This window comes from Viridibacillus sp. KH_047 (assembly GCF_057838945.1).
This window is the reverse complement of sequence record NZ_CM174479.1, coordinates 2,172,464-2,194,339: the sequence shown is the minus strand read 5'-3', so window position 1 is coordinate 2,194,339 and position 21,876 is coordinate 2,172,464. Positions and strand designations below refer to the sequence as shown.

Sequence of the window (21,876 nt, the reverse complement as noted above, 5' to 3'; positions counted from 1 at the left end):
TCTATCAAAAGCTTTATTTTTAAATTTAATGTACAATAAGCTCGAGGTGAAGAGTTTGTATTATTTAAGGTTAGTTTTACTGTATTTGTTTTTAGCGGTAATTGGATTTGTCCTAGCATGGTTTAATGCTCCTACATGGGTTATAGTAGTCGTCTTTATAGTTGCTGTGGCTGCCGTGATTTATAATAATGTACTGGTTATGTACTTATCTAATGATGCGAAGAAAATTGAAAGAGCGATGCGTAATCAACGTAGAAATCCACTTTTCGCACATGTTCTTGCAGTAAAAGAAGGCACGCTAGAGGATGAAATGAAAGAGATAGATCGTATCATTGCAAAATATAAGCAACCAGATCTTCGAAATAGCTTTGAATTTTTACGTTATTATCGACTAGGGCAGTATGATACTGCGATTAAGTTTGCTAAGGAAATCAAAAGAGAACCTAATAGAAGTTACCATTTAGCACTTGCTGACGTTTTACAAAAAAACTATAAGAAAGCACGCTCTTATAGTTTAGACCAAGCATGGATGACTCATGCTGTAGAAGCGGAAATTGCACTGCAATTGAAGAATCTAGAAAATTATAAAAAGCATATGCAACTAGCGATAGATGAATCAAAAGGTATGCAACTTTTATTAAATCAAGCAACATTTGAAAAAGAGCTTAAAGCATTTAAAGTAGCTGGGAAGAAATAATATTTGTACAATTGAATTTTAAAAAGCAGGGTAGCCACCCTGCTTTTTTTGTTTTTCTTGAATGGATTAATCTATTTATATATTTATAGTTTCAATTTTCTGATAAAATATAAAGAATGATATATAAAGGAGAGAATGAGATGGTTAAACTAGAACAATCAATAGATGTTTCAAAGCATAATGATGTACAACTGGCGAATAGTACAATTGGACTTGGACCAGTTAAGATGAATGTGTTTAGCTTTGCGGTAGACGGCGTATTGATTGATACAGGCGCACAATCTTTGTTTCCTTCATTTCGTCCTTTTTTCGAACAAGCTGATTTTGAGCAAGTAATGCTAACGCATTTCCATGAGGATCATATTGGTTGTGCGGCTTGGTTGAAAGAACAGAGAGATATTCCTTTCTATATTCATAAAGATTCCGTTGAGCGTTGTAGTAAAGAATATATCTATCCAAAATATCGTCAGTACTTTTGGGGGCAAAGCGAGCCATTTCATGCCCAAGCAATCGGAGAGACGTTCCAATCAAGAAATGCTACCTGGGATGTAATTGCTACACCTGGTCATACTAAAGACCATTTAGCTTTCCTAAACAGAGAAACTGGTGCATTATTTACAGGAGATTTGTTTATTCAGGAAAAAACGAAAGTAATTTTAGCAGAAGAGAACATCGTCGATACTCTTAAATCATTAAAGAAAATATTAACTTATGATTTTAAAGATATGTATTGTTGCCACGCAGGTTTTATAGAAGATGGCCATCAGCAACTTAAAAACAAGATTGACCATTTAGAAGCGTTACAGTCGCAAATTATTAATATGCATAAGAATGGTATGTCTGTTGAGGAAATAACTGCTCAACTATTCCCGAGAGTTTATCCTATCGTTGAAACATCTGAAGGTGAATGGTCAGCCATTCATATTGTCCGTGGTTTTGTGGAAGGAAGCAGGTAAAGCTAAGAAAATAAGAAGCACAGAATAATGTGCTTCTTATTTTTAGTTATGCTATTTTTCAGCATTTAGGAGATACACCTTCTTCTTCGGGTGTTAAGCCAGAAGGATAGATCCAGGATCCAGTTTGTTTAATATGATTTTTAGTAATATGATATTTATAAGTTACGAAGCGCTCATTATCAAATATAACATGTAGATAAGCATCTGGTTTTATGCGGTACTCATCTGTATCCGTAATTGCCCAAGACTCTCCTGCATATTTTGCTTTTAAATATATGTTTAGATTCTCAATAGCTTGTTCTGTTTGATGTTGAACAGTAAAGGGTCGCGATACATAAAAACCAATTGTAATTATAAGAATCAAACAAGCTAAACCCCAAGTAAATCTCCTCCACCACGTAGGTAATAAAAGTGCTAACAATCCAATAACTGAAATAATTACAAAGATAAAAGTCAATTCAATAATTGTTACCGGCATCATGTGAATCCACCACCTTTAGCGACTAATACTCTATTAATAATTCAATAGATATAGCTACATTCCCTTAGTTATAATACAAAAAACCACAATTTTCTATTTATATTAGAAAATTGTGGTTTTTATTTTCATAGTAATGAATTAACAACTAATATTTTTACTTTGTTTTCTAGTCAACTTAAATAACAGTTCTTTTACTCAAAAAATGCTTCACTAAATAAATTGATTGAGGGAATGCTAACCCTAATTGCCATATACCTATTCCTTTTAATTTGTAGTCTACTACTAATTGAAGCTTTTGTGCACGAGACCTTGAATCTTCAAACCAAATAATATGTCGAATGCCTAATGCGTCCCAATATTCAAAGTGAGCCTGATGATATTGATTAGAGTATTGAATCGGTACTTGATTGGTCATTGCAGTATTCACCGCATCTCCTACAGCAATCGCACGAGCACTAATGACAGAACCATCCCCAGCCATCGTCCAATCATATCCATAATTCGGAACACCTAAAATAATTTTATTAGCATTCATATGATTTATAGCATATTGAATTGTTTGTCGTACCTCTTTTATTGGTGCCACAGGACCTGGTTCACCACCTGCATGATGAAAATCATAGGCCATCAGAAAAACGAAATCAGCGGCAGCACCAATCCCTTTATAATCATAACCTTTTGTCCAAGGGGTGGTATCATCAGTCTTTGCAGGTAATGCAACAGATGTAGTATAACCTTCTGGACTTAAACGATTTCTCACCATTCGGATAAAAGTCACATAATCTTCGGCATCATAATCCTTCAACAATTCAAAATCAATATTGACGCCCGCAAAATTATTGTTTTTTACTATGTTATAAATATTATTTAATGCTTGATCTCTTATAATCGGATTACTAATAATACTTCTTGCTATAGCGGATTTAAAACCTGTTTCCGTTAAGTTGGATATAACAGCAATTGGCGCTACTTGTTTTTGCCGACTTAATGTATTAATGCTGTGAAGATACAATGGACTCAGTGTACCGTTATTAGAAATATGATATTCAAATACACCATAATAAGAATTGCTATCTGCAAATTGATTAATCAATTCTATATCTCTTGCTAGTGTAGTTGGAGTTAAATAGCTGAAATTGGCTGCCCTATATTTCTTTCTAGGAGGCAGATATAATCGCATACCTATGGACAAATTATTTGAGTGCAAACCATTATATAGCTTTATCGTTTCAACAGGAACTAAAGCCATTTGACCAATTTTAAATAAGGAATCGCCAGGTTGAACAATATAGACATTTGTTGGAATCAGCAAATCTTGCCCAGGTACAATATTTGGTATTTTCAAACCATTTGTAATCCGTATACTATCCATATTTACTTGATACTTTGATGCCACGGAAAATAAAGAATCGCCCGCTTTCACTACATATATAAACAATGATTCACCTCTGTTTATCTGTATTTAACCCTTTATCATATGCGTTCACTTGATATTGTGATATGCCCTCAAAGGTAAATAATATTACAATATGCAGCAATGCAGTTTAACGGATGTGATTGTATTTCGGTACATTTTATAAATGAATACTTGCTAGTTTATTACTTTTAGTACTAAGTATTCGCGATATTGAAAAGAAAGCTTGTGATGTATACCTATTATTTCTATGTAGAAAAGTGGATTCAATCTTTCTAAAAGTTGCAACTTACTTACCTATTTCAGTTTAATGGAAACGAATACTAATTATCGGAATGTATATTAAAACGTTTGCGAGCTATACTATTTACGATTCACTTATAAATCCACCATGACTAGGAGGCGGAACACGATGAGTAGGCCGGAACACTTAGATCCAAAATCTCAACAAATCCACCACAACTGGGCAAGGGATAAGCGTCAAAAATCTCAAGTGAATGGACAAACGGAGGTAACTCCGCATAACAAACTCTTGAGAACTTCAGCGAAATCGCGACAGTCACAGTTATAACGATCATGAAGGTGTAAGTGCAATCAAACCCGGAATTTAATTTCCGGGTTTTTTGCGTTTTACGATGAATTAGTTATTCTTTTTCAGCAGTTTCATTAATGTTCTAACAACTAGGCAACATTCCTTTTCTAATAGGCGAGTGACACACTTTGAGGGCAAAGTACATATCATTTGTATGAAGAGGTGGTGAAGAATGAGAGACGATAAAATGACTAATAACCACAATCCTGTCGAAGTTGAACAACAGGAATGGAAGAAAAGACAATTGAAAGAACGTATGAAGCAGATGCTTACAATCGCTTCACCTATTTTTCTCTTGCTGTTATGGGAGTTCCTATCCCAAACTAATTTACTTGATGCACGTTTTTTCCCACCGCCATCTGAAATTGTAAGTACGTTCTATTCAATGGCAATGAGTGGTGAGCTATTTCACCATATTGGTATTTCTCTTTACCGAATTATTGCGGGTTTCTTACTTGGGGTTATTCCAGGCGTTGTCATCGGATTATTGATGGGGCTGTATTCACCAATTAGGCACTTCATCTCACCTATTGTAATGGCGCTTATGCCAATTCCTACTCTTGCCTTGTTACCCATTATCATTATTCTATTTGGAATCGGTGATTTCTCTAAAGTTGTAACGATTGCTGGTAGCGTCTTTTTCCCAGTCGTCATCAATACAACTGCAGGGGTCATTAATATCGACTCCATCTATTTAGATGTCGCCAAAAATTATGGGGCTAGCTCTAAGGACTTTTTCTTGAAAATTGCATTCCCTGGGGCATTGCCGGTCATGATGGAAGGTATTCAAATGGGGCAGGCAATTGCGCTCTTAACGATCGTGGCAGCTGAAATGATGGGCGCTACATCAGGTATAGGCTATTTAATTTGGACCTCTTATAAAGCCTTTATGTTAAAAGAGATGTTCGTCGGGCTTATACTCATTTCATTTTTCGGCTACTTATTTTCACTTTTGCTAAGGGCACTACAGAATAAGATTTTATCTTGGAGGTGAAGCAGTGGAAAACAACACTAAAATTTCAATTCAAGATATGACGAAAGTATTTTACAAGAAAAATAGTAATGTCACTGCTTTGGATCATATCTCTCTTAATATTTCAGAGGGTGAATTTGTTTGTCTGGTTGGTCCGAGTGGTTGCGGGAAAACAACGTTGCTACGTATTTTAGCTGGACTTGAAACAACGAGTGTAGGTGAATATAAGATTGCTGAGGGGAAAGAGAACAGACCTCTTCAATCAATGGTTTTTCAAGAGAGAGGTGTCATTCCTTGGTTAACCGTAGAAGAGAACGTTGCATTCGGTCTGAAAATGCGACATCTGCCAGCTGAATTGATCAAAAAGCGTACTTCTTACTATTTAGAAAAAGTTGGCCTAGAAAAGTTTTCAACTCTCTATCCAAAAGAACTTTCTGGAGGTATGAAGCAACGTGTAAGCATTGCACGTGCATTTGCCAATGACCCGGAAATCTTACTGATGGATGAACCATTTGCTGCACTTGATGAGCAGAACAAATTCATTTTACAAGAAGAGCTACTGTCTATTTGGGAGGAAACGAAGAAAACGGTGCTTTTTATAACGCATAGTATTGATGAAGCATTGCTATTAAGCGATCGAATTCTATTGATGAGCTCACAACCTGGTAGAATCATAAAAGAGATTAAAAATGATTTGCCAAGGCCAAGAAATATAGAGCAAATTAGAGCGGACCATCGTACAGCAGGACATTTTTTAGACATTTGGAAGCATCTGCAAGAAGAAGTGCAAAAATCTAGAAAGTAATTAGTAAAAGGGGGCATGACATGCGGAAATGGTTTAAGTTAGGTTTATTTATACCATTCCTTATCCTTGCGATGTTCGTTGCAGGGTGTTCGGATAAAGAAACAGGAAATAAGGGAACTACAGGAACGAAAGACAATAATGAAGTAAGTAAAGATAATCCGTCTGGCGATTTGGCTGCTTTAAGTAAAAAAACGAAAGTTGTTATTGCCGAGGACGGAGCGGCATCAGGAGCAGGTTTTTATATCGCTAAAGAGAAAGGTTACTTCAAGGATTATAATATTGAGGTAGAATTTGCTCAATTTGCGAATAGTGATGACATGTTACCTGCACTTGCAGCGGGTGAAGTAGATATTGCAGGAGGAATATCAACAGCCTCTTTCTTTAATGCAATTGCACAGGGAATTGACGTTAAAATTATTGCAGATAAAGGGCATAACGTACCAGGGAAATCCTATTTCTCATTTGTTATTGGTAACCATATGAAAGATAAGATTAATGATTACTCCGATTTTAAAGGTAAAAAGATTGCAGTCTCTGCAAAAAATGCGATTGATGGCTACATCTATCAAAGAATGCTTGAACATGCAGGATTAACGGATAAGGATGTTAAATTAACACTAATGAATGACTTCGGTAGCATGCTTGGAGCCCTCCAAAACGGCTCGATTGATGCTGCGCTTAGTATTGAGCCATTAATTGCTCAAGGTATCGATAAAGGCATTCTAACACGATTTGGAGATACAACGGATTATGCGCCTGATTCACAAATTGCATTAGTATTAGCATCTCCTAAATTTATGACTGAAGAACAAGACGTATCACTTCGCTTTATGTTGGCTTATTTAAAAGGGGTACGTGACTATAATGATGCGTTCATTAAAGGAGAAGGCAAAGATCAAATCATAGACATCATGACAAAACATACAGCTTTAAAAGATCCGAAGCTATGGGAAAAAGTATTCGTAACTGGTCTTGATCCAGATGGCAAAATGCGTATTGATGACATTCATGCACAATACGATATGTACAAAGCAAATGGTGCTACACAAGGGGAATTCGACTTCGATAAAGCAATTGACACTTCACTCACAGAAAAAGCCGTCAAAATCCTTGGCGAATATTGAGTTATTCGTGTTTGATTTGTTTTAATTGAACGATTCCCGCCTATAACATGAATTTAATGTGTTATGGGCGTCTATATAAATCAAAGCGGCCTTCATCGCAACAAGATGAAGGCCGCTTTTTTATCTTTTGGAGTTCTAAATTGATAAAAGCATTTATAAGGAAATTGGTTGTGGTACACAAGGTAAGCGTGATCATCCTGTAATCTAATTCTAAAACGATATAAGTGCAAGTTCCTTATAACGGGCTATTATAGCGGTTTTCTATATACTTTTTACTGATCCGATACAGTTGCTACAACAGTTACTAAATTTTTAGCTAACTTTATGTTTTCTTTAACATAAGGTGGTATTTCTGAGTTATTTAGAATCTCTTCTGTCGACATCCAAAAAACATCGTCTACCTCATCTAAACACTTAGCATATGCTTCTCCAGACTCGTAATCATATTGAAAAACAATATCTATTACGTTTAATCCTGAATCTGTAACAAAAAAAGAACTATTTACATATCTAAGATTTGAAACCTCAATACCAACTTCTTCAAATATTTCTCTTTTTAGTGTTTCCTCTAATATATCAGATGACGTTTCATCTAATTCGACCTTACCACCTACAAGAGATAGTAAACCCCCAGCATGTTCTTCCTTTTTGCTGCGTCTTATTAAAAGCCATTTTTCATTTTTGTAAATTGCACCCTCAACATTTACGATAAACATAAACTTCCCTCCAAATTAAGCGTTAGAGTAATATTCTTTATCATTCTGTTATTATCCTTTAAGAGTGTACTCAGCTAATTAGAAAACATGTTTCGACTGCTAAATGAAGGGGAAAATCAACAATGGAAAGATTCAATAGAATACAATGATCTAAAAAATGCCCATTTATAGGGGACGGAACAAATGTTCCACTTGTGTAAAAAGGGCATTTTCCGCATTAAAACAATGTAATTTAACCCTATATAGTGTAAAAATACATTATATAGATAATGGTTTATCCATTTTTTTGAATAAAACCCCGTATAGTACTAAGAACATGTATATTGCACATAAGAACATTCGTTTGTATACTAGGGGAAAGGGCACTTTTTATTAAGAATAAGCTAGGAGTTGGTGTTTTTTATGTGGAAATTATCAAATGGGAAATTGATTCAAGCAACAGATATAGCTCGAGTTAAATTTCGCACGAATATAAGTGCTGCGGTTTTGGAAAAACTAAAAGTAATGGCTGATGATTATGATACCCATGTCAATTACTTGTTGGAATCAGGTGTACAAGCAGTATTAAATCAAAATACAATCGTCTATGATAAAACAACTCGTCCAACTGATCGAGTACAGTATAAGACAACATATGATGCAGATCTTTTAGAAGCTTTGAAGGCTTTTGCGAAACAACAGCAAGTATATATAAACGATGTCATTGAATATAGCGTACAATACATAGATCTAAACGATGTAAAAAATGCGAGTTACAAACATAGAGTAGAGTGATGGAAATTCACTTTTACTCTATATCACAGAACGCCCCGAACATAATATACATTATAGGAAGTTACGTTTCATTTCATAAGTATACTTGAAACAGTGAGATATTTTTGAAATTTAAGGTGAAATGGTGTTTTGTTGATGTTCATTAAATTCATACATAGATCCATTTAAACTATCCAGTTATACATTTGACGCATTCGTTTGATTAAGTAACTCATTCACAAGCATTTAACATACTGAGGCATTCTGGATCACTTTAGTTCTATCAGCAAGAATATCCAGGACATTAGATTTCCTATATGCTCCTTTCTAATCTACTTAAGATTTTTCAGAAAGTTTTATCCAACTAATACTTTTAAAATATTCTACAAGTACACCACAAGGTAAAGTTATTTCTAATAAAGATTAGCAACACCTAAACAATAATATTATTTATTTAAAATAGGATAAAACATCTCATTATCTATATCTCTGTACTTTTAAGGCCCGCTAGGACATTCAGAACCATGTTAAATATAAAAACACGGCACTTCCCTACCCTTTTAATTAAATCCCTTTAAAAACGCTCATAAAGTCTTTTTTGGCATTTGATAAATTAATCTGGTCTTTTTGCGAATCAATGGATAGTAAAGTCACTATCCTTTCTCGATTACAATTTTTTTTGTTATTGATGTGGTGTTTCTAAAAAGGCTGTGAATCAGAGCCTTTTGAAAATATATGGCGTTGGATAATTAACCTTTTTGGACCTTCAAATGCAAAGTGTTAGTACTAATATAAACTCAAACACAAATAACCCCCGTCCTAATAAAAATACGGGGGTTATTTTAAACTATTTAATTTTTGAGGTAATTACTTCGCTGCACTTAAATATAATAATAAATTCGTTAAAATTTCATGTCCGTTTGTTTAAAAAAAGAGTCAGGGGTAACAGTGAGAGCAATCAGAAAATCATGCATTAAGAAAAGTTTTTACCTTAGCTAAGTAGACTGGTAAATTATCATCATGGACAAAGTGTCCGGCATCTTCTATCGTCACCAATTCGCAATTCGGGATTAATTTAGAAACTTCGTGCAATTTGTTTTGAGGAATATGGCTGGATCCACCACCTATTATAAGTGTAGGTTGGTTAATATCAGCAAGGCGCGCCCACCATTCGGGGTTTGGTTCATTAAGTTGTTTTAGAATAGAAGGCACAACTAGCCAATCAAACGGTAGGTGCTCAGTTGGGTTAGAGGGAATCTCGATCTGCTTATCCGGAAAAGGAGGAGGAGTATCTTCAACAATCAACTTTTCTATTCTTGATGGGAAATTCTCTGAGAAAAGATAGGATACTGTTCCCCCCATGGAATGACCTAGTAGCGTAAAACGTTCTAAATTCAAAGCATTCGCAAAATGAAGCAAGTCCTCGCACATCAGTTCAAAAGTGTATGTACTCGATCTCGCACTCCCACCGTGCCCACGTTGATCTAAAGCTAAAATGCGGTAATTCTCTCCTAATACTGCAGCAACTTGATCCCAAGATTCTGCACTTTTTCCCATCGCATGAAGTGCTACAAGTGGCGGTGCAGAAGGTTCCCCACTCTCACGATATTGAAAAGTAAGTCCATTTAATTCAATTTGATTCACTTGTATTTCCAATTCATCATCTCCTAGGGTGTGTTTCGTCTGTTGAAAACAGATATATTTATTATCTATATATCTATATTTCAGAGGTTGTTTGAATATTTCCTTTTGGTTTTGTATTTCCAAAAAAAATGTCATCCAGCCGAAACTGATAGGTTTTTCTATTTAGTTAGCAAGTATAAAACGTATTAATCCTAATATTGCATAGCAAAACAGTACTATACCCGCTCCGATGCCGGTTATAGCGCTATTGGCTACTTTAAGCTTTTTAGAGAGAAATATTGAGATGATTGAGATTGCGACGAGGAAAGTTGCTAAGAGATATAAACTAGAGTCTTGGAAAATGCTTTTTAACCAAATAAAATGTATGCCGACGATAAAGGCAACCCAAGGAGCCACATAGTCTTTTCTTTTATATTTAATCAATAAGAAAGCGCCGATCCCTGCTACGAAGAATTCAAGATACACGAAGATTAAATAATTCTTTAATGCAACCGCTTCCGACAATACGCTTGGTCTATGCCAATTTGTCACACTTAAATAAATGCCAAGTAAGCCGACTAAAAGAGAGAATACAGAAGCAATGCCTAGATATTTTCGCCAGCTTTCTCTCGGTTTTTCCTGAGCCCAGCCAAACCAGCTTGATCCAAACACACCGAAAATCGCCATGTACATTGCATAGTCTCTAACAAAATCTATGTGAATTCCCCCTCTTATTTTACATTTTGAGAATCTTTAACGTTTTAATGAAAAATGTGCGTATTAATTTATACAGTTTATTAAATGGTGTTATGACCTTTTTCTAGAGTTACTTATGTATCTTCAGATTTAATTCTTTATAGAATAGAATACAAAAATCCCGTATTCCACAAAGGATACGGGATTTTTGTATATAGGTTCTATTTTAATAAAAGATGACCTTTTAACGTTTGTTTAATTTCACTTAACTCATTTGCATCAGGGTAATAGTACCATACCCCTGCTTCTTTTCCACCATTGCCTTTTTCAAATTGAATTTGCTCTATATTTTTATTCAATGATTTATATTGTTTCTGAATATTTAACATTTCATTTAATGTGAAATTCGTTTTAATATTATCACCCAAATTACCAAGGATATTGTCTATTTTTAATAACGATGATAAGTTTGTTCCTTTATCTAAAACGGCTTGAATGAGTTGCTTTTGTCTAATTTGACGACCAAAGTCACCTCGAGGATCTTCATATCGAATACGAGAGAATATTAGCGCTTCTTTACCATTTAGCTCTATCTCGCCTTTCGGGAAGTGATAGTTTTTGTAAGTTAAATCCATATCATTTACAACTGTGACACCATTTAACGTATCAATTATATCTTTAAAGCCTTCCATGTTTACTTTCACATAATAATCAATTGGCATATCTAAAAAGTTTTCTACTGTTGCAATGGCCATTTCTGCTCCGCCACGAGCATAAGCATGATTAATTTTCTCTACTGTTCCATTCCCTACGATTTCAGTCTTTGTATCACGAGGAATACTTAACATTTTCACTGATTCTTCTTTCGGATTGACTGTCAGCACGATCATTGTATCTGATCTACCTGAATCGTTAGCTCTTTCATCTACGCCTAACAATAATACAGAGAAAGGATCTTGTTTTTTAATAGATATATCATTTTCTCTCTTATCTGTTTTATCTATAGGCTCATGCATATTGTCAAGAGCGGAATTGAAAGAATTATATATACTAAAAGCATAGCCGCCTACCCCTAATACTAAAAACAGTACAATACCAAGTATAATTTGGTATTTTTTCTGTTTATACCACTTTTTTTCTTCCATCTTCATTCTCCTTAATCTTTCTGATATATAGTAACTTCTTTTATAATTGTAATCTTCCTTAAATTTCATAATTTTAGTGAAAATCATGAAATCTAATACATATAACGATAGAATTGATTAAATGGTTGCCATAGAATATTATAAAAATTTTTCTTTAAAGGTCAACAAAAAAGAGCTGCTTCAGCAACTCCATGACAGTAACACTTTTTTTTACTTATTTAATAAATCATTAATTTCTTTAATTGCTTTTGAAGTTTGAGCATGAATTAACCAATCAGCTCTAACCATTTCTTTATTAGACGTAAGTATTTCTACAATTTCCATATCATTAAGTACATGATTAATGGGCTTCTGTTCGCCATTTACCAATGCAGCAGACATACATTTAGCTAATTGTGAATTCAATGTAAATGCGAAATCGATAATCGTTGAGCCTTTAGGTAAAGAAACGACATCCATTCTAGGTGTATACACAGTAATAACCCTTTGTAGCAATTCGAAAGCTATTAAATCATAAAATTCGATTGGCGAATTTGAAATAGATTTTACTGTGTGTATAGCATCCCCTAACAAATCACTACTTAAAGTCGTTATTTCACTACTTGATAAATCATTTTTTAATAATGCAAATACCCCGATATCATTTAGTTTTTTATCATACTCACTCTGAATTATAAAGTTTACTCCGATATTGTCGACAAGTACTTTGGTCTTTAATTGTTTTAAAAATGGACTTTTCGCTATTGCAATATTATCCATTAATTGATTATCTAATGGTGTAAATAGATTATGTATTATTCCAAGCGCAGTATAACAATTCAGAGGGGAATTTGTGATAACTTTTATTGAGAATAAATCAGATATAGCATGTTCTTCTAGTAAAAGGCAATAAGATCTGTATAATGGTTCTTTTCCCCAATCCAAACTTTTTATTAGTGAACCCCCTTCTCTTTGTACTTCAGCAGAGCACATAAAAAAAATATCCGCAAATTTGTCAGAGTATTTGTTTATTAACCTTTGAACTGTATTAGACTTAGGTGGGTTCAAATAACTGAATGATAATGCCTCCAACTCTTCTTGAATTCTGTACAACCCTAGTCGCTCAGCAAGAGGTGCAAAAAAGATGATAGTTTCATTTGCGTAAGGGATTTTCTTTTCAACCTTTTTTATTGAAAGGGTCCTCATGTTATGCAATCGATCTGCAATCTTAATTACAGCAACTCTAATATCAATAATAGAAGCAGTCAGCAATTTTTCTGTATTGACGGCACTGTATTCTTCTTTTTCGAGTAAACCTTTCTCTACTTTTGTTAAGCCCTCTACGATGGTAGAGACTTGTTTACCAAATTTAAGTTGAATTTCATGGATTGTAATATCCGTATCTTCCACTACATCATGAAGTAATGCTGAAATTAAAGAGGTAATATCCGCCTTATATTCTAACAGTATTTCGCAAACTGCTACCGGATGAGTGATATATGGCTCTCCTGTAGCCCTTTTTTGTCCATGATGTGCCTCATCCGCAAAAGTAATAACTTTTTCTAAAAGTTTTATTTCACTTCGCGAAAGATAATCGCTCATCTGAATTAAACGCGCTTTTAAATCATCTATCACGGAATCACCCCTTTTTTAGATAATTATAACATTAAGGGTTAATTTTCCAATGAAAGTAATGTATTAAGTTATATATACTAAACCATTGATGTAGCAAATGAATTAATACCCTCTTGATACACGTCCCCATTAGAAAGAAACTAGCCTACAATTTGATCGTTGTTTATAATGGCTCTTTTTGTATAGATTGTTGCTTCTTAAAAATGCTGATTAGGGTTTAGCATGCTGTATAAAGGAATTTTACTGAAGCAAAGGGACATGTGAATATTTCTATAATCCGTCGGCTATACAACAAAAAAAGTCTGTATAATCAAACTAAACAGCCCATATCATCTATATGAAAGGATGATCATTCTGAAAAGCTTTGTAGAAAATGTAAGATTGTTAGAGAACGTATATGAAATATCTATAGCAATCCTACTCTTATGTTCAATTTTTTCTGTACGGCTTCTAAAAAAATTAAAGCGAGAAAGAAAACTTTCTTCTTTTGAGTTTGCAATGTATATAATAATTCGAATAGCAATTTTATTATGGTTAGTCAGTTTTCTACTTATTGAATATGGAACATATTTGGTTTAATCCCTCTTACCTTACTAAAATAACGATTTAGAGAAAACAACCTTTTTAAAACAATCAATTGCAAAGAACCATATGATTTTAGGGGTTTTTACACAACCTGAATATTGTCCGATTCTTCTATAGGGTGAAAGTAGCCTGTAGCATAAATAAGATCATAAAGAACCTGTTCCCAGCTAGTCCTCTATAAGGAAGTTAACTTAAACAATTGGATTATAAAACATCTATCCGTTAATTTTTAAAATAATTTCATAAAACTAAATCATTGAACCCAAACACACTTTCAATATTGACATAGAATGAACTATTAGACGTATGGGAGGTGTACAGTATGGGCATGGAAAACGAAAGGTTCGAAGAACGTCGCGGTGGCGGCTTCGCATTACTTATTGTTCTGTTTATTCTTTTAATTATTATTGGTGCAAGTTTCATGAACAACGACAGAGGTTGTTACGGTGGCGGAGGCTACGGTGGCGGAGGCTACTGTTAAGGTAGCTATGATTGACACTGTTGGATAAAAATCGTAATCCACCAAAAAAGACAGGTTTTTTTAACCTGTCTTTTTCTGTTGATTTAAAACGGAGCAAGTAGGTTTTTGAATGTACATAAATGACACTAGTTGGGTTGACCAGTTTAAGTCAGATGATTCCGATCGATAAAACCCTTTTTAGTCATTGGTCAAGATCCCTTTATTAACTAAGAACATTCATCTAGAATAATCGATGAGAAAGATGAGATGATAGGCGAAGCCATTCAACATGATGAACAAATGCTTGTTCGAGAGGATTCTTTAGATAGGCGTGAGCGTATTGTCGAGATTGAATCGATACGTCGACTTTATTGATTTTAGTTAAATATCGTATTGAAGAAAAGCGCATGTATTGAGATATTGTCAATACATGCGCTTTATGAATTATTAGGCGAATTAACTATTTAATCGGATTTTCGCATTTTTTAGCATTCCGAAAGCAAGACCCATCATTAAACCAATACCTGTGATAATAAAGAATAATATGCCAATACTTTCTTTTAACACGACCATTTGCAATATAACCCCTATTAGTGCACCTAATGTTAAACCGATGAACATAAATGCTGCGTAATATAGTCCAATTGCTTCCTCAATATTTGGTTCAAGATATTGCATCCATTTCGCATTTCTATCTAGCATGGGATTATCTGGATTTTCAACTGCAAACGAGGCCTTAGCCTTTTCAAACGCATCTGCTTCAGAAATGCCTTCTTCTATCATCAAATCTTGAATATAATCGTCCATATAACTCATTAATTCTTCTTGAGCTTCTTTATTCTTTTGTGAAGACCATTTAAATTTAGCAGCCGTCTTCTTCGCCTCCCCTAATGTTTGATTCGCTTGAATCGCAAGTTCTTCAAAGTATGTAAGCTCGTTACTGTCACTGTCACTTACACTTAGCTTTGTATTCTGCTTCACGAATTGATTGATTTTGTTTTTTGTTTCTTTACTTAATGTCATGTTACTCGACTCCTTCCAAAAATTGATCCATTAACTGTTTCATAAAAAGCCATTCCTTCTTTTTATGACTTAAATACTCTTTTCCTGTATTCGTGAGATGATAGTACTTTCTCCTGGCCGCTGCACTTCCTTCTTGCCAATAACTCGTTACATAGCCATTTTTCTCTAGACGTTTAAATGATAAATACAAAGTTCCTTCTTTTATTTCAAATGAATTCTTACTCTGTTTTTTTACTTCTTTACTTAGATCATAGCCATACATATCATCATGGTAAAGTAAGCTTAATATGATTGTGTCTATGTAACCGCGTAATATCTCCTTATCAATTTCCACGTAATTCGCTCCTTCAACCATACATTGCTTTGTTAGGTATAAAAAGATTATAAAACAGTTATACTCTATAAAGCAATGTATAGATTAAAGTACGGTACAAATAGTTCTTACTTTTATGAATGAATCCATTACCATTAATGGTTTAATAGGCAAAGAAACCGTTTATATAGCATTCATCTACGCTGGATAAACGGTTTTTTATGTGAATTAGAAAATAGATAATTCTTAAAATAAAGGGGTTTTAGCATTTTTCTAGAAGTTTAAAATATACTGGCACTAATGTGAGGAGTGAAGCAATTATCTTTAATCTCAAAAGGAGTTTACCTTATATAGTGGCTGTAATTATTACGATGCTTTATTATTTCGTATTTCTGTTTTTGTATCTTCAAGATGTGATCAGTGGAGTTTCTTTTGTTGTTATTTTATTACTTAGTTTAATCATTTTATCGATTACCCTTATTGTGTATTGGAAAAAACGTGCTATCAAACGGAAAGTAATGTTAATTACATCAATGATGGCCCTACTACTTTGTTACGAATTGCCGCTACTATTTTATGATGCTTACACACACGTTGCATATAGATATACGGATCCTTTAGAAATATACAAAGGTTCAGGAATCTATTTATTAGGAGTAAATAGAGTTGATTTCCAATTCACTGAAAACAAACAAGCTGTTATAGACCTTTTAAATAAACAACAAATGGACTATCTAAATATTACTAAAATCACCCATTCGGATCTATATGGAAGCAAGAACCGGCAATTATTGAACTGGTTCCATCTTGGAAAAAGTGACGTAGATCAAATGAGAGTGAAGCAATTTTTAGGACAGGAATATGGGCGAATTAACGAATTTTTTAAAAACGATACTATTGAGGGAAGTAGTGCTGGGTTAGGTTTAGCGTTGACAGGACTTATAATGAGAGGCGATTTGCAAAATGATTTGAAGATCGCTGTTACTGGTGCAATTAGCGAAACGGGAGACGTATTACCAATAGGGATTTTAAAAGAAAAAATGCAAATTGCTGAGAAAGCAGGCTTTTCATTGATGATCATACCAAGTGCAAATAGAAAAGAAGCTATGGAAATACGAAAGAAACTAAACTTAAACATAAAAATTCTTGATGTCGCACAAATAGATGAAGCGGTTCTACTAATTAATGAATTAAACGATAAAAGTAATTGAACAATATATTTAAGGCATCCTACATGCTGCTTATAAGCAATACAAGATGCTTTATGTGTCTCTACAATATAGGAGCTGAGGTGTAAAATGGAGTTTATCGGGATTATGATTATTTGCGCAGTTTTTGCTGTATTTGAAGCTGTAAGGAGATTAAATAATAATGTTCTAGAGCAAACAGAAGAAATAAAAAAATTACGTGATGAGCTAAAAGAATATAGAAAAAAGACGTAGACCAGATTTAGATTTCTTATTTGCGAAGTTTCCGTCTTTATTTTATTTACTCTGAATACCTAATACTAACTTTAGGGAGTTTCGCTTCTTTTTCATCTTCTTTAATCCTTCCTTTGAATCTGGGATTACTACAGTTTTAAAGAACCAAATTCGAAGATAAAACGATTCAAAAATAATCGGTCCTTTTATACCCCGCTCCTCAAATTCAGAACCATCCTCTAATTCTGTCTCTGTTCTAATAATCTATGTATTACCAATTCCTATTTCAATAAATTTCATTTTTGATCACCGCTTCATTTTTGTTAATCATTTAATGTAAATAGTATTTGTCGTCTTACTATCGGACAAAAATAGATTTGTAAAATCAATGGTAACATATCAAATTTCAAAACTGAATTTACAAAATGACAAATACCTCTATATTCTACCTTAATTTACCTTTATCCGCCCCAAAATGAATGATTTATGCAATAAAAATTCAAGTGAAAAATCCTCTACAAACTCATATTTATCAATGGTTTCCAAGTGTTTATATACTGATTTTAGTTGCTGTGAGCGTTCGCGAAAAATAGATTTGTGTATCTTTGTGTTCTAAAACGCTATAGTGAATTCAATCTTTCTACTACATTCAGTGATTTATTTATAGATTATTTTGAATATATAATATCCTTTTCGCATTACACTATTTTCAGTCGCCTAATTCTACAAAACGTCCGTTCATTTTTGAATTATTAAATTTCTATATTCTCTATCTAATTTAACTAAACTCTAAATGTCTAAGTTTCTACACCTACAAAATAGTAACATTCCATTCTTTCATTTCTTTAAAATGCTGATACCTTCATTAATTATTGACAATTTTTTTCTGTTCTGTTACGATAATTCTCAATAAAAGCATACAAATTCGTTGATGAGAAAGAGTAGCGTTACATCTTATTCCCTAGAGAGCTGACAGATCGGTGCAAGTCAGTGTTTAAGTGTAATGTGAAGATCCTCTCTGAGAAGATAGTCTGAAGATTTAGTAGGTCTATCCGGGTGTCCGCCGTTAAAAGGAACACGTATGATTGTACGTTGCTGAGTGCTATTGAGCGGTTTTCAATAGAATTAGGGTGGTATCGCGGTTAACCCCGTCCCTTACTTGGGACGGGGTTTTTTGTATGTTTTTATATTATTTAGTATTGGAGCGATATCAATGAATTCGAATGAAGGTAAAGAAAATACAGTACAGCGTGAACAACGCATTCGTAACCTGTGGACAGAACAAGATACTTTTCAAGCTTCTGTTGATGCAAGAGAAGGACGCACACCGTTTGTTTTTTATGAAGGTCCACCGACTGCAAACGGGCTACCCCATGTAGGCCATGCATTTGGCAGAACGATTAAAGATGTTGTGGCACGTTATAAAACGATGCAAGGATTCCAAGTAGAGAGAAAAGCAGGCTGGGATACACACGGTCTTCCTGTAGAACTTGGTGTTGAAAAGCAACTAGGTATTTCAGGTAAACAAGAGATTGAACGTTATGGTATTGAGCCATTTATCAACAAATGCAAGGAAAGTGTCTTCACTTACGAGAAGAAATGGCGTTCATTTACCGAAGAATTAGGCTATTGGGTTGATATGGATGATCCCTATATGACATTAAGCAATGACTATATCGAGAGTGTATGGAACATCTTGAGTAAAGTGCATAAAGATAATTTGTTATATAAAGGACATCGTGTATCACCTTACTGCCCTAGCTGCCAAACATCATTAAGTTCTCATGAGGTCGCACAAGGTTATAAAGATGTGAAAGATTTATCTGCTACTGTGAAATTCAAATTAGCTGATAAAGAAAATGAATTCTTCTTAGGATGGACGACAACACCTTGGACTTTACCTGCTAACGTAGCCCTTGCTATGAATTCAGAGCTAATCTATGTAAAAGTTCAAAAAGAATCCGAGATCTTCATTGTTGCTAAATCATTAGTTGAAAAAGTACTAGGTGGAGATGTTGAAGTTCTAAGTGAGCACAAAGGACATGAATTTGAAGGCGTACGTTATTTGCCTCCATTCAATTATGCAACTGTCGAAAAAGGACATATCGTTGTCTTAGCTGAATACGTAACGGAGAGCAGTGGTACCGGTATCGTTCATATCGCACCGGCTTACGGTGAAGATGACTATAAAACTATTCAACAAAATAGCTTATCTTTTGTGAATGTGGTTGACTTGCAAGGTCGTTATACATCAGAGGTAGTTGATCTTGAAGGTAAATTTGTAAAAGACTGTGATGTAGATATTATTAAAATGCTATCTGAAAAAGGTCTGTTATTTAGCAAAGAAAAGTATGAGCATAGCTACCCACACTGCTGGCGTTGTGATTCCCCGCTTCTTTACTATGCGACAGATAGCTGGTTTATCAATATGTCGTCTCTGAAAGAGCAAATGCTTGCAAATAATGAAACGGTCACTTGGTATCCTGAGCACATCAAAAACGGGCGTTTCGGAAACTTCCTTGAAAATCTAGTGGATTGGAATATTAGCCGAAACCGCTATTGGGGCACACCGTTAAATGTATGGATCTGTGATGATTGTGGCTATGAAGTAGCACCAGGCAGCATTGAAGAATTAAAAGAAATCGCTACAACTAATTTGGACGATGGTATAGAGCTTCACAAACCATATATTGATGATGTCCAATGCGCTTGCCCTAAATGTCATGGACAGATGGAAAGAACACCAGAAGTTATTGACGTTTGGTTTGACAGTGGTTCAATGCCATTTGCACAACACCACTATCCATTCGATAACAAAGAGAAGTTTAAAAAACAATTCCCTGCAGATGTCATCATTGAAGGAATTGACCAAACACGTGGCTTCTTCTATAGCCTATTAGCAGTCTCTACCCTATTTACTGGTCAGGCACCATATAAGAACGTTTTATCATTAGGTCATGTATTAGATGAAAACGGCCAGAAAATGTCGAAGAGTAAAGGTAACGCCCTAGATCCAGTTGAATTGATTCAAGAATATGGTGCTGATGCTCTACGTTGGGCATTCTTGATCGATAGTTCGCCTTGGAATCCTAAACGATTCTCGAAAAAGACTGTGCAAGATGCAAAATCAAAGCTAGTTGATACATTAGATAATACGTATAAATTTTATACGATGTATGCGAAAATTGATGGTTTTGAATATGATGCAAATCAAACAGGCAAGAAAACAATCTTAGATCAGTGGATGCTATCTCGTTTGCATAATACAGTCAAAGTTGTAGCAGAGTTTATGGATGAGTTTCAATTTACAGCTGCGACAAGAGAGATTGCAGCATTAGTTGATGAAGTGAGTAATTGGTATGTAAGACGTTCTAGAAATCGATTCTGGGCTTCTGGTCTATCAGAAGACAAAAAAGCAGCATACTCTACCCTATTTGAGACTTTAAGTACAATTAGCCGCTTACTAGCACCTTTTGTACCTTATATCGCAGAGGATATTCATTTAAAACTACAAAACAATAGCGTACACCTACAAGACTATCCAAAAGCGGATGAAGCAGTTATTAATCCGGAGTTAGAAAAAGATATGGCAACCATCTTGAAAATAGTGGAATTCGGAAGAAGTATTCGTAATAGTACTTCATTAAAAACAAAGCAGCCGCTTCAACAAATCATCGTTTGGCAAAATGGAGGCGCTAGGTCATTAAATGCTTATACAAATATCATAAAAGATGAATTAAACGTCAAGACAGTTACATTTGCTAATGATATCTCGAAATATGAATTAGCTAACTTCAAACTGAATTTCAAAACGGCTGGAGCTGCATTTGGTAAAGCAGTCAATTCCGTTAAGCAATATGTAGAAAATATGCCGGAAGAAAAGAAACAAACAATTCTTTCTCAAGGCGAAGTACAGATTAATGTTAATGAAGACAGCTTTACTTTAAAATCCCAGCACATTCTTGTAGAATCTGCTGTAACACCTGGTTTTGAGCTAGCTGGCGATCAGCAATTAAAAGTACTGCTAGATGTACAATTAACGCCTGTATTAATTGAAGAAGGACAGATCAGAGAGCTTATTCGTACAATTCAAGACACAAGAAAGAAATTAGATTTACCAGTCGAGATGTATGTTTCTCTAAACATTGTTGCAAGTACTGAAGTAAAAGAAATGATCCTTCGTTTTGAAGATTTAATGAGAGAAAATTTACTTGTAAATGACATCACATTTAATGTATTAGAAGATAATGAGCAACCTATTGATGTAAAATTAGGTGCAGAACTTGTGAAAGTTGCAATGCGTTACTAATAATGATGTTTTATATATCAATAGTGTAAACACAGCATTAAAAAGGGGCTGTCCAATAAGTCGAAATCGACTTATTGGCGCCCCTTTTAATTTGAAAATAAAGGTTTCTCAATAGCCATATAGAATAATATAACTTGAATACTGAGCGTATATTTCCCTATTAACGGGTTATAAGT

22 protein-coding genes and 1 other annotated feature are annotated in these 21,876 nt (G+C 34.4%); of the genes, 12 read left to right on the top strand and 10 right to left on the bottom strand.

Features of this window, described 5'->3' with window-relative positions:
• The first annotated feature begins 55 nt into the window (after positions 1 to 55).
• Positions 56 to 697: a hypothetical protein gene (locus tag AC3IS5_RS10975; RefSeq protein WP_489424444.1), complete on the top strand. Its 642-nt coding sequence runs from the start codon at positions 56 to 58 to the stop codon at positions 695 to 697.
• Between the two features lie 140 nt (positions 698 to 837).
• Positions 838 to 1,653 carry an MBL fold metallo-hydrolase gene (locus tag AC3IS5_RS10970; RefSeq protein WP_489424443.1) on the top strand — a complete coding sequence of 272 codons (816 nt, stop codon included), beginning with the start codon at positions 838 to 840 and terminating at the stop codon, positions 1,651 to 1,653.
• A gap of 58 nt (positions 1,654 to 1,711) precedes the next feature.
• On the opposite strand, the gene AC3IS5_RS10965 is transcribed toward AC3IS5_RS10970, so the two are convergent.
• Together AC3IS5_RS10965 and AC3IS5_RS10960 are read right to left on the bottom strand one after the other, a co-directional pair.
• Entirely contained in the window at positions 1,712 to 2,134 is a 423-nt protein-coding gene (locus AC3IS5_RS10965; protein WP_489424442.1) for a hypothetical protein, read from the bottom strand.
• Between the two features lie 175 nt (positions 2,135 to 2,309).
• Positions 2,310 to 3,572 (bottom strand): glycosyl hydrolase family 18 protein, encoded by a 1,263-nt coding sequence (locus AC3IS5_RS10960; protein ID WP_489424441.1) that lies wholly within the window; start codon positions 3,570 to 3,572, stop codon positions 2,310 to 2,312.
• Positions 3,573 to 3,960: 388 nt separating this feature from the next.
• Here AC3IS5_RS10960 and AC3IS5_RS10955 point away from each other — a divergent pair, with 388 nt between their 5' ends.
• From AC3IS5_RS10955 to AC3IS5_RS10940, 4 genes are all read left to right on the top strand, one after another.
• Positions 3,961 to 4,119, top strand: a complete 159-nt coding sequence (locus tag AC3IS5_RS10955) for a YpzG family protein (protein ID WP_489424440.1) — start codon at positions 3,961 to 3,963, stop codon at positions 4,117 to 4,119.
• Between the two features lie 193 nt (positions 4,120 to 4,312).
• Positions 4,313 to 5,134, top strand: coding sequence for an ABC transporter permease (locus tag AC3IS5_RS10950; RefSeq protein ID WP_489424439.1), 822 nt, complete (start codon positions 4,313 to 4,315; stop codon positions 5,132 to 5,134).
• A gap of 37 nt (positions 5,135 to 5,171) precedes the next feature.
• The gene (locus AC3IS5_RS10945) at positions 5,172 to 5,918 is read left to right on the top strand and encodes an ABC transporter ATP-binding protein (protein WP_489427864.1); all 747 of its coding nucleotides are present in this window, start codon (positions 5,172 to 5,174) and stop codon (positions 5,916 to 5,918) included.
• 20 nt (positions 5,919 to 5,938) lie between these two features.
• A complete protein-coding gene (locus tag AC3IS5_RS10940; RefSeq protein WP_489424438.1) occupies positions 5,939 to 7,042 on the top strand; it encodes an ABC transporter substrate-binding protein in 1,104 nt (367 codons plus the stop codon).
• Positions 7,043 to 7,314: 272 nt separating this feature from the next.
• Here the strand turns inward: AC3IS5_RS10940 and AC3IS5_RS10935 are convergent, their stop codons facing one another.
• Entirely contained in the window at positions 7,315 to 7,758 is a 444-nt protein-coding gene (locus tag AC3IS5_RS10935; protein ID WP_489424437.1) for an NUDIX hydrolase, read from the bottom strand.
• 402 nt (positions 7,759 to 8,160) lie between these two features.
• On the opposite strand from AC3IS5_RS10935, the gene AC3IS5_RS10930 reads away from it, so the two are divergent.
• Positions 8,161 to 8,532, top strand: a complete 372-nt coding sequence (locus AC3IS5_RS10930; protein WP_489424436.1) for an rRNA methyltransferase — start codon at positions 8,161 to 8,163, stop codon at positions 8,530 to 8,532.
• A gap of 945 nt (positions 8,533 to 9,477) precedes the next feature.
• Here AC3IS5_RS10930 and AC3IS5_RS10925 read toward each other — a convergent pair.
• The 4 genes from AC3IS5_RS10925 to AC3IS5_RS10910 all read right to left on the bottom strand — a co-directional run bounded on the left by AC3IS5_RS10925 (position 9,478) and on the right by AC3IS5_RS10910 (position 13,589).
• Complete coding sequence (locus AC3IS5_RS10925; protein WP_489424435.1) at positions 9,478 to 10,167, bottom strand: alpha/beta fold hydrolase; 690 nt, start codon at positions 10,165 to 10,167, stop codon at positions 9,478 to 9,480.
• A gap of 150 nt (positions 10,168 to 10,317) precedes the next feature.
• Entirely contained in the window at positions 10,318 to 10,827 is a 510-nt protein-coding gene (locus AC3IS5_RS10920; RefSeq protein WP_489424434.1) for a hypothetical protein, read from the bottom strand.
• Positions 10,828 to 11,051: 224 nt separating this feature from the next.
• The gene (locus tag AC3IS5_RS10915) at positions 11,052 to 11,975 is read right to left on the bottom strand and encodes an LCP family glycopolymer transferase (protein WP_489424433.1); all 924 of its coding nucleotides are present in this window, start codon (positions 11,973 to 11,975) and stop codon (positions 11,052 to 11,054) included.
• A 210-nt stretch (positions 11,976 to 12,185) separates the two neighbouring features.
• Positions 12,186 to 13,589 (bottom strand): HD domain-containing protein, encoded by a 1,404-nt coding sequence (locus tag AC3IS5_RS10910; RefSeq protein ID WP_489424432.1) that lies wholly within the window; start codon positions 13,587 to 13,589, stop codon positions 12,186 to 12,188.
• A 351-nt stretch (positions 13,590 to 13,940) separates the two neighbouring features.
• On the opposite strand from AC3IS5_RS10910, the gene AC3IS5_RS10905 reads away from it, so the two are divergent.
• The gene (locus AC3IS5_RS10905; RefSeq protein WP_489427863.1) at positions 13,941 to 14,168 is read left to right on the top strand and encodes a hypothetical protein; all 228 of its coding nucleotides are present in this window, start codon (positions 13,941 to 13,943) and stop codon (positions 14,166 to 14,168) included.
• Between the two features lie 328 nt (positions 14,169 to 14,496).
• Positions 14,497 to 14,655 carry a YjcZ family sporulation protein gene (locus AC3IS5_RS10900; protein ID WP_489424431.1) on the top strand — a complete coding sequence of 53 codons (159 nt, stop codon included), beginning with the start codon at positions 14,497 to 14,499 and terminating at the stop codon, positions 14,653 to 14,655.
• Between the two features lie 435 nt (positions 14,656 to 15,090).
• On the opposite strand, the gene AC3IS5_RS10895 is transcribed toward AC3IS5_RS10900, so the two are convergent.
• Positions 15,091 to 15,657 (bottom strand): permease prefix domain 1-containing protein, encoded by a 567-nt coding sequence (locus AC3IS5_RS10895; protein WP_489424430.1) that lies wholly within the window; start codon positions 15,655 to 15,657, stop codon positions 15,091 to 15,093.
• A 1-nt stretch (position 15,658) separates the two neighbouring features.
• The gene (locus tag AC3IS5_RS10890) at positions 15,659 to 15,991 is read right to left on the bottom strand and encodes a PadR family transcriptional regulator (protein WP_489424429.1); all 333 of its coding nucleotides are present in this window, start codon (positions 15,989 to 15,991) and stop codon (positions 15,659 to 15,661) included.
• Between the two features lie 332 nt (positions 15,992 to 16,323).
• Between AC3IS5_RS10890 and AC3IS5_RS10885 the strand changes: the two genes are divergently transcribed.
• Positions 16,324 to 17,181 carry a S16 family serine protease gene (locus tag AC3IS5_RS10885; RefSeq protein WP_489424428.1) on the top strand — a complete coding sequence of 286 codons (858 nt, stop codon included), beginning with the start codon at positions 16,324 to 16,326 and terminating at the stop codon, positions 17,179 to 17,181.
• A gap of 87 nt (positions 17,182 to 17,268) precedes the next feature.
• Complete coding sequence (locus tag AC3IS5_RS10880; protein ID WP_489424427.1) at positions 17,269 to 17,412, top strand: hypothetical protein; 144 nt, start codon at positions 17,269 to 17,271, stop codon at positions 17,410 to 17,412.
• 42 nt (positions 17,413 to 17,454) lie between these two features.
• Here the strand turns inward: AC3IS5_RS10880 and AC3IS5_RS10875 are convergent, their stop codons facing one another.
• A complete protein-coding gene (locus AC3IS5_RS10875; protein WP_489427862.1) occupies positions 17,455 to 17,655 on the bottom strand; it encodes a DUF3977 family protein in 201 nt (66 codons plus the stop codon).
• Positions 17,656 to 18,310: 655 nt separating this feature from the next.
• Positions 18,311 to 18,550, top strand: a binding site (T-box leader).
• Between the two features lie 54 nt (positions 18,551 to 18,604).
• On the opposite strand from AC3IS5_RS10875, the gene ileS reads away from it, so the two are divergent.
• Entirely contained in the window at positions 18,605 to 21,700 is a 3,096-nt protein-coding gene (gene ileS, locus AC3IS5_RS10870) for an isoleucine--tRNA ligase (RefSeq protein ID WP_489424426.1), read from the top strand.
• The last annotated feature ends 176 nt before the right edge of the window (positions 21,701 to 21,876 follow it).

Bases quoted from the DNA above. Each gene is read 5' to 3' on its own strand.
- AC3IS5_RS10970 (WP_489424443.1), top strand. From the start codon at position 838: ATGGTTAAACTAGAACAATCAATAGATGTTTCAAAGCATAATGATGTA.
- AC3IS5_RS10965 (WP_489424442.1), bottom strand. From the start codon at position 2,134: ATGATGCCGGTAACAATTATTGAATTGACTTTTATCTTTGTAATTATT.
- AC3IS5_RS10955 (WP_489424440.1), top strand. From the start codon at position 3,961: ATGAGTAGGCCGGAACACTTAGATCCAAAATCTCAACAAATCCACCAC.
- AC3IS5_RS10950 (WP_489424439.1), top strand. From the start codon at position 4,313: ATGAGAGACGATAAAATGACTAATAACCACAATCCTGTCGAAGTTGAA.
- AC3IS5_RS10945 (WP_489427864.1), top strand. From the start codon at position 5,172: ATGACGAAAGTATTTTACAAGAAAAATAGTAATGTCACTGCTTTGGAT.
- AC3IS5_RS10940 (WP_489424438.1), top strand. From the start codon at position 5,939: ATGCGGAAATGGTTTAAGTTAGGTTTATTTATACCATTCCTTATCCTT.
- AC3IS5_RS10935 (WP_489424437.1), bottom strand. From the start codon at position 7,758: ATGTTTATCGTAAATGTTGAGGGTGCAATTTACAAAAATGAAAAATGG.
- AC3IS5_RS10930 (WP_489424436.1), top strand. From the start codon at position 8,161: ATGTGGAAATTATCAAATGGGAAATTGATTCAAGCAACAGATATAGCT.
- AC3IS5_RS10920 (WP_489424434.1), bottom strand. From the start codon at position 10,827: ATGTACATGGCGATTTTCGGTGTGTTTGGATCAAGCTGGTTTGGCTGG.
- AC3IS5_RS10915 (WP_489424433.1), bottom strand. From the start codon at position 11,975: ATGGAAGAAAAAAAGTGGTATAAACAGAAAAAATACCAAATTATACTT.
- AC3IS5_RS10900 (WP_489424431.1), top strand. From the start codon at position 14,497: ATGGGCATGGAAAACGAAAGGTTCGAAGAACGTCGCGGTGGCGGCTTC.
- AC3IS5_RS10895 (WP_489424430.1), bottom strand. From the start codon at position 15,657: ATGACATTAAGTAAAGAAACAAAAAACAAAATCAATCAATTCGTGAAG.
- AC3IS5_RS10880 (WP_489424427.1), top strand. From the start codon at position 17,269: ATGGAGTTTATCGGGATTATGATTATTTGCGCAGTTTTTGCTGTATTT.
- ileS (WP_489424426.1), top strand. From the start codon at position 18,605: ATGAATTCGAATGAAGGTAAAGAAAATACAGTACAGCGTGAACAACGC.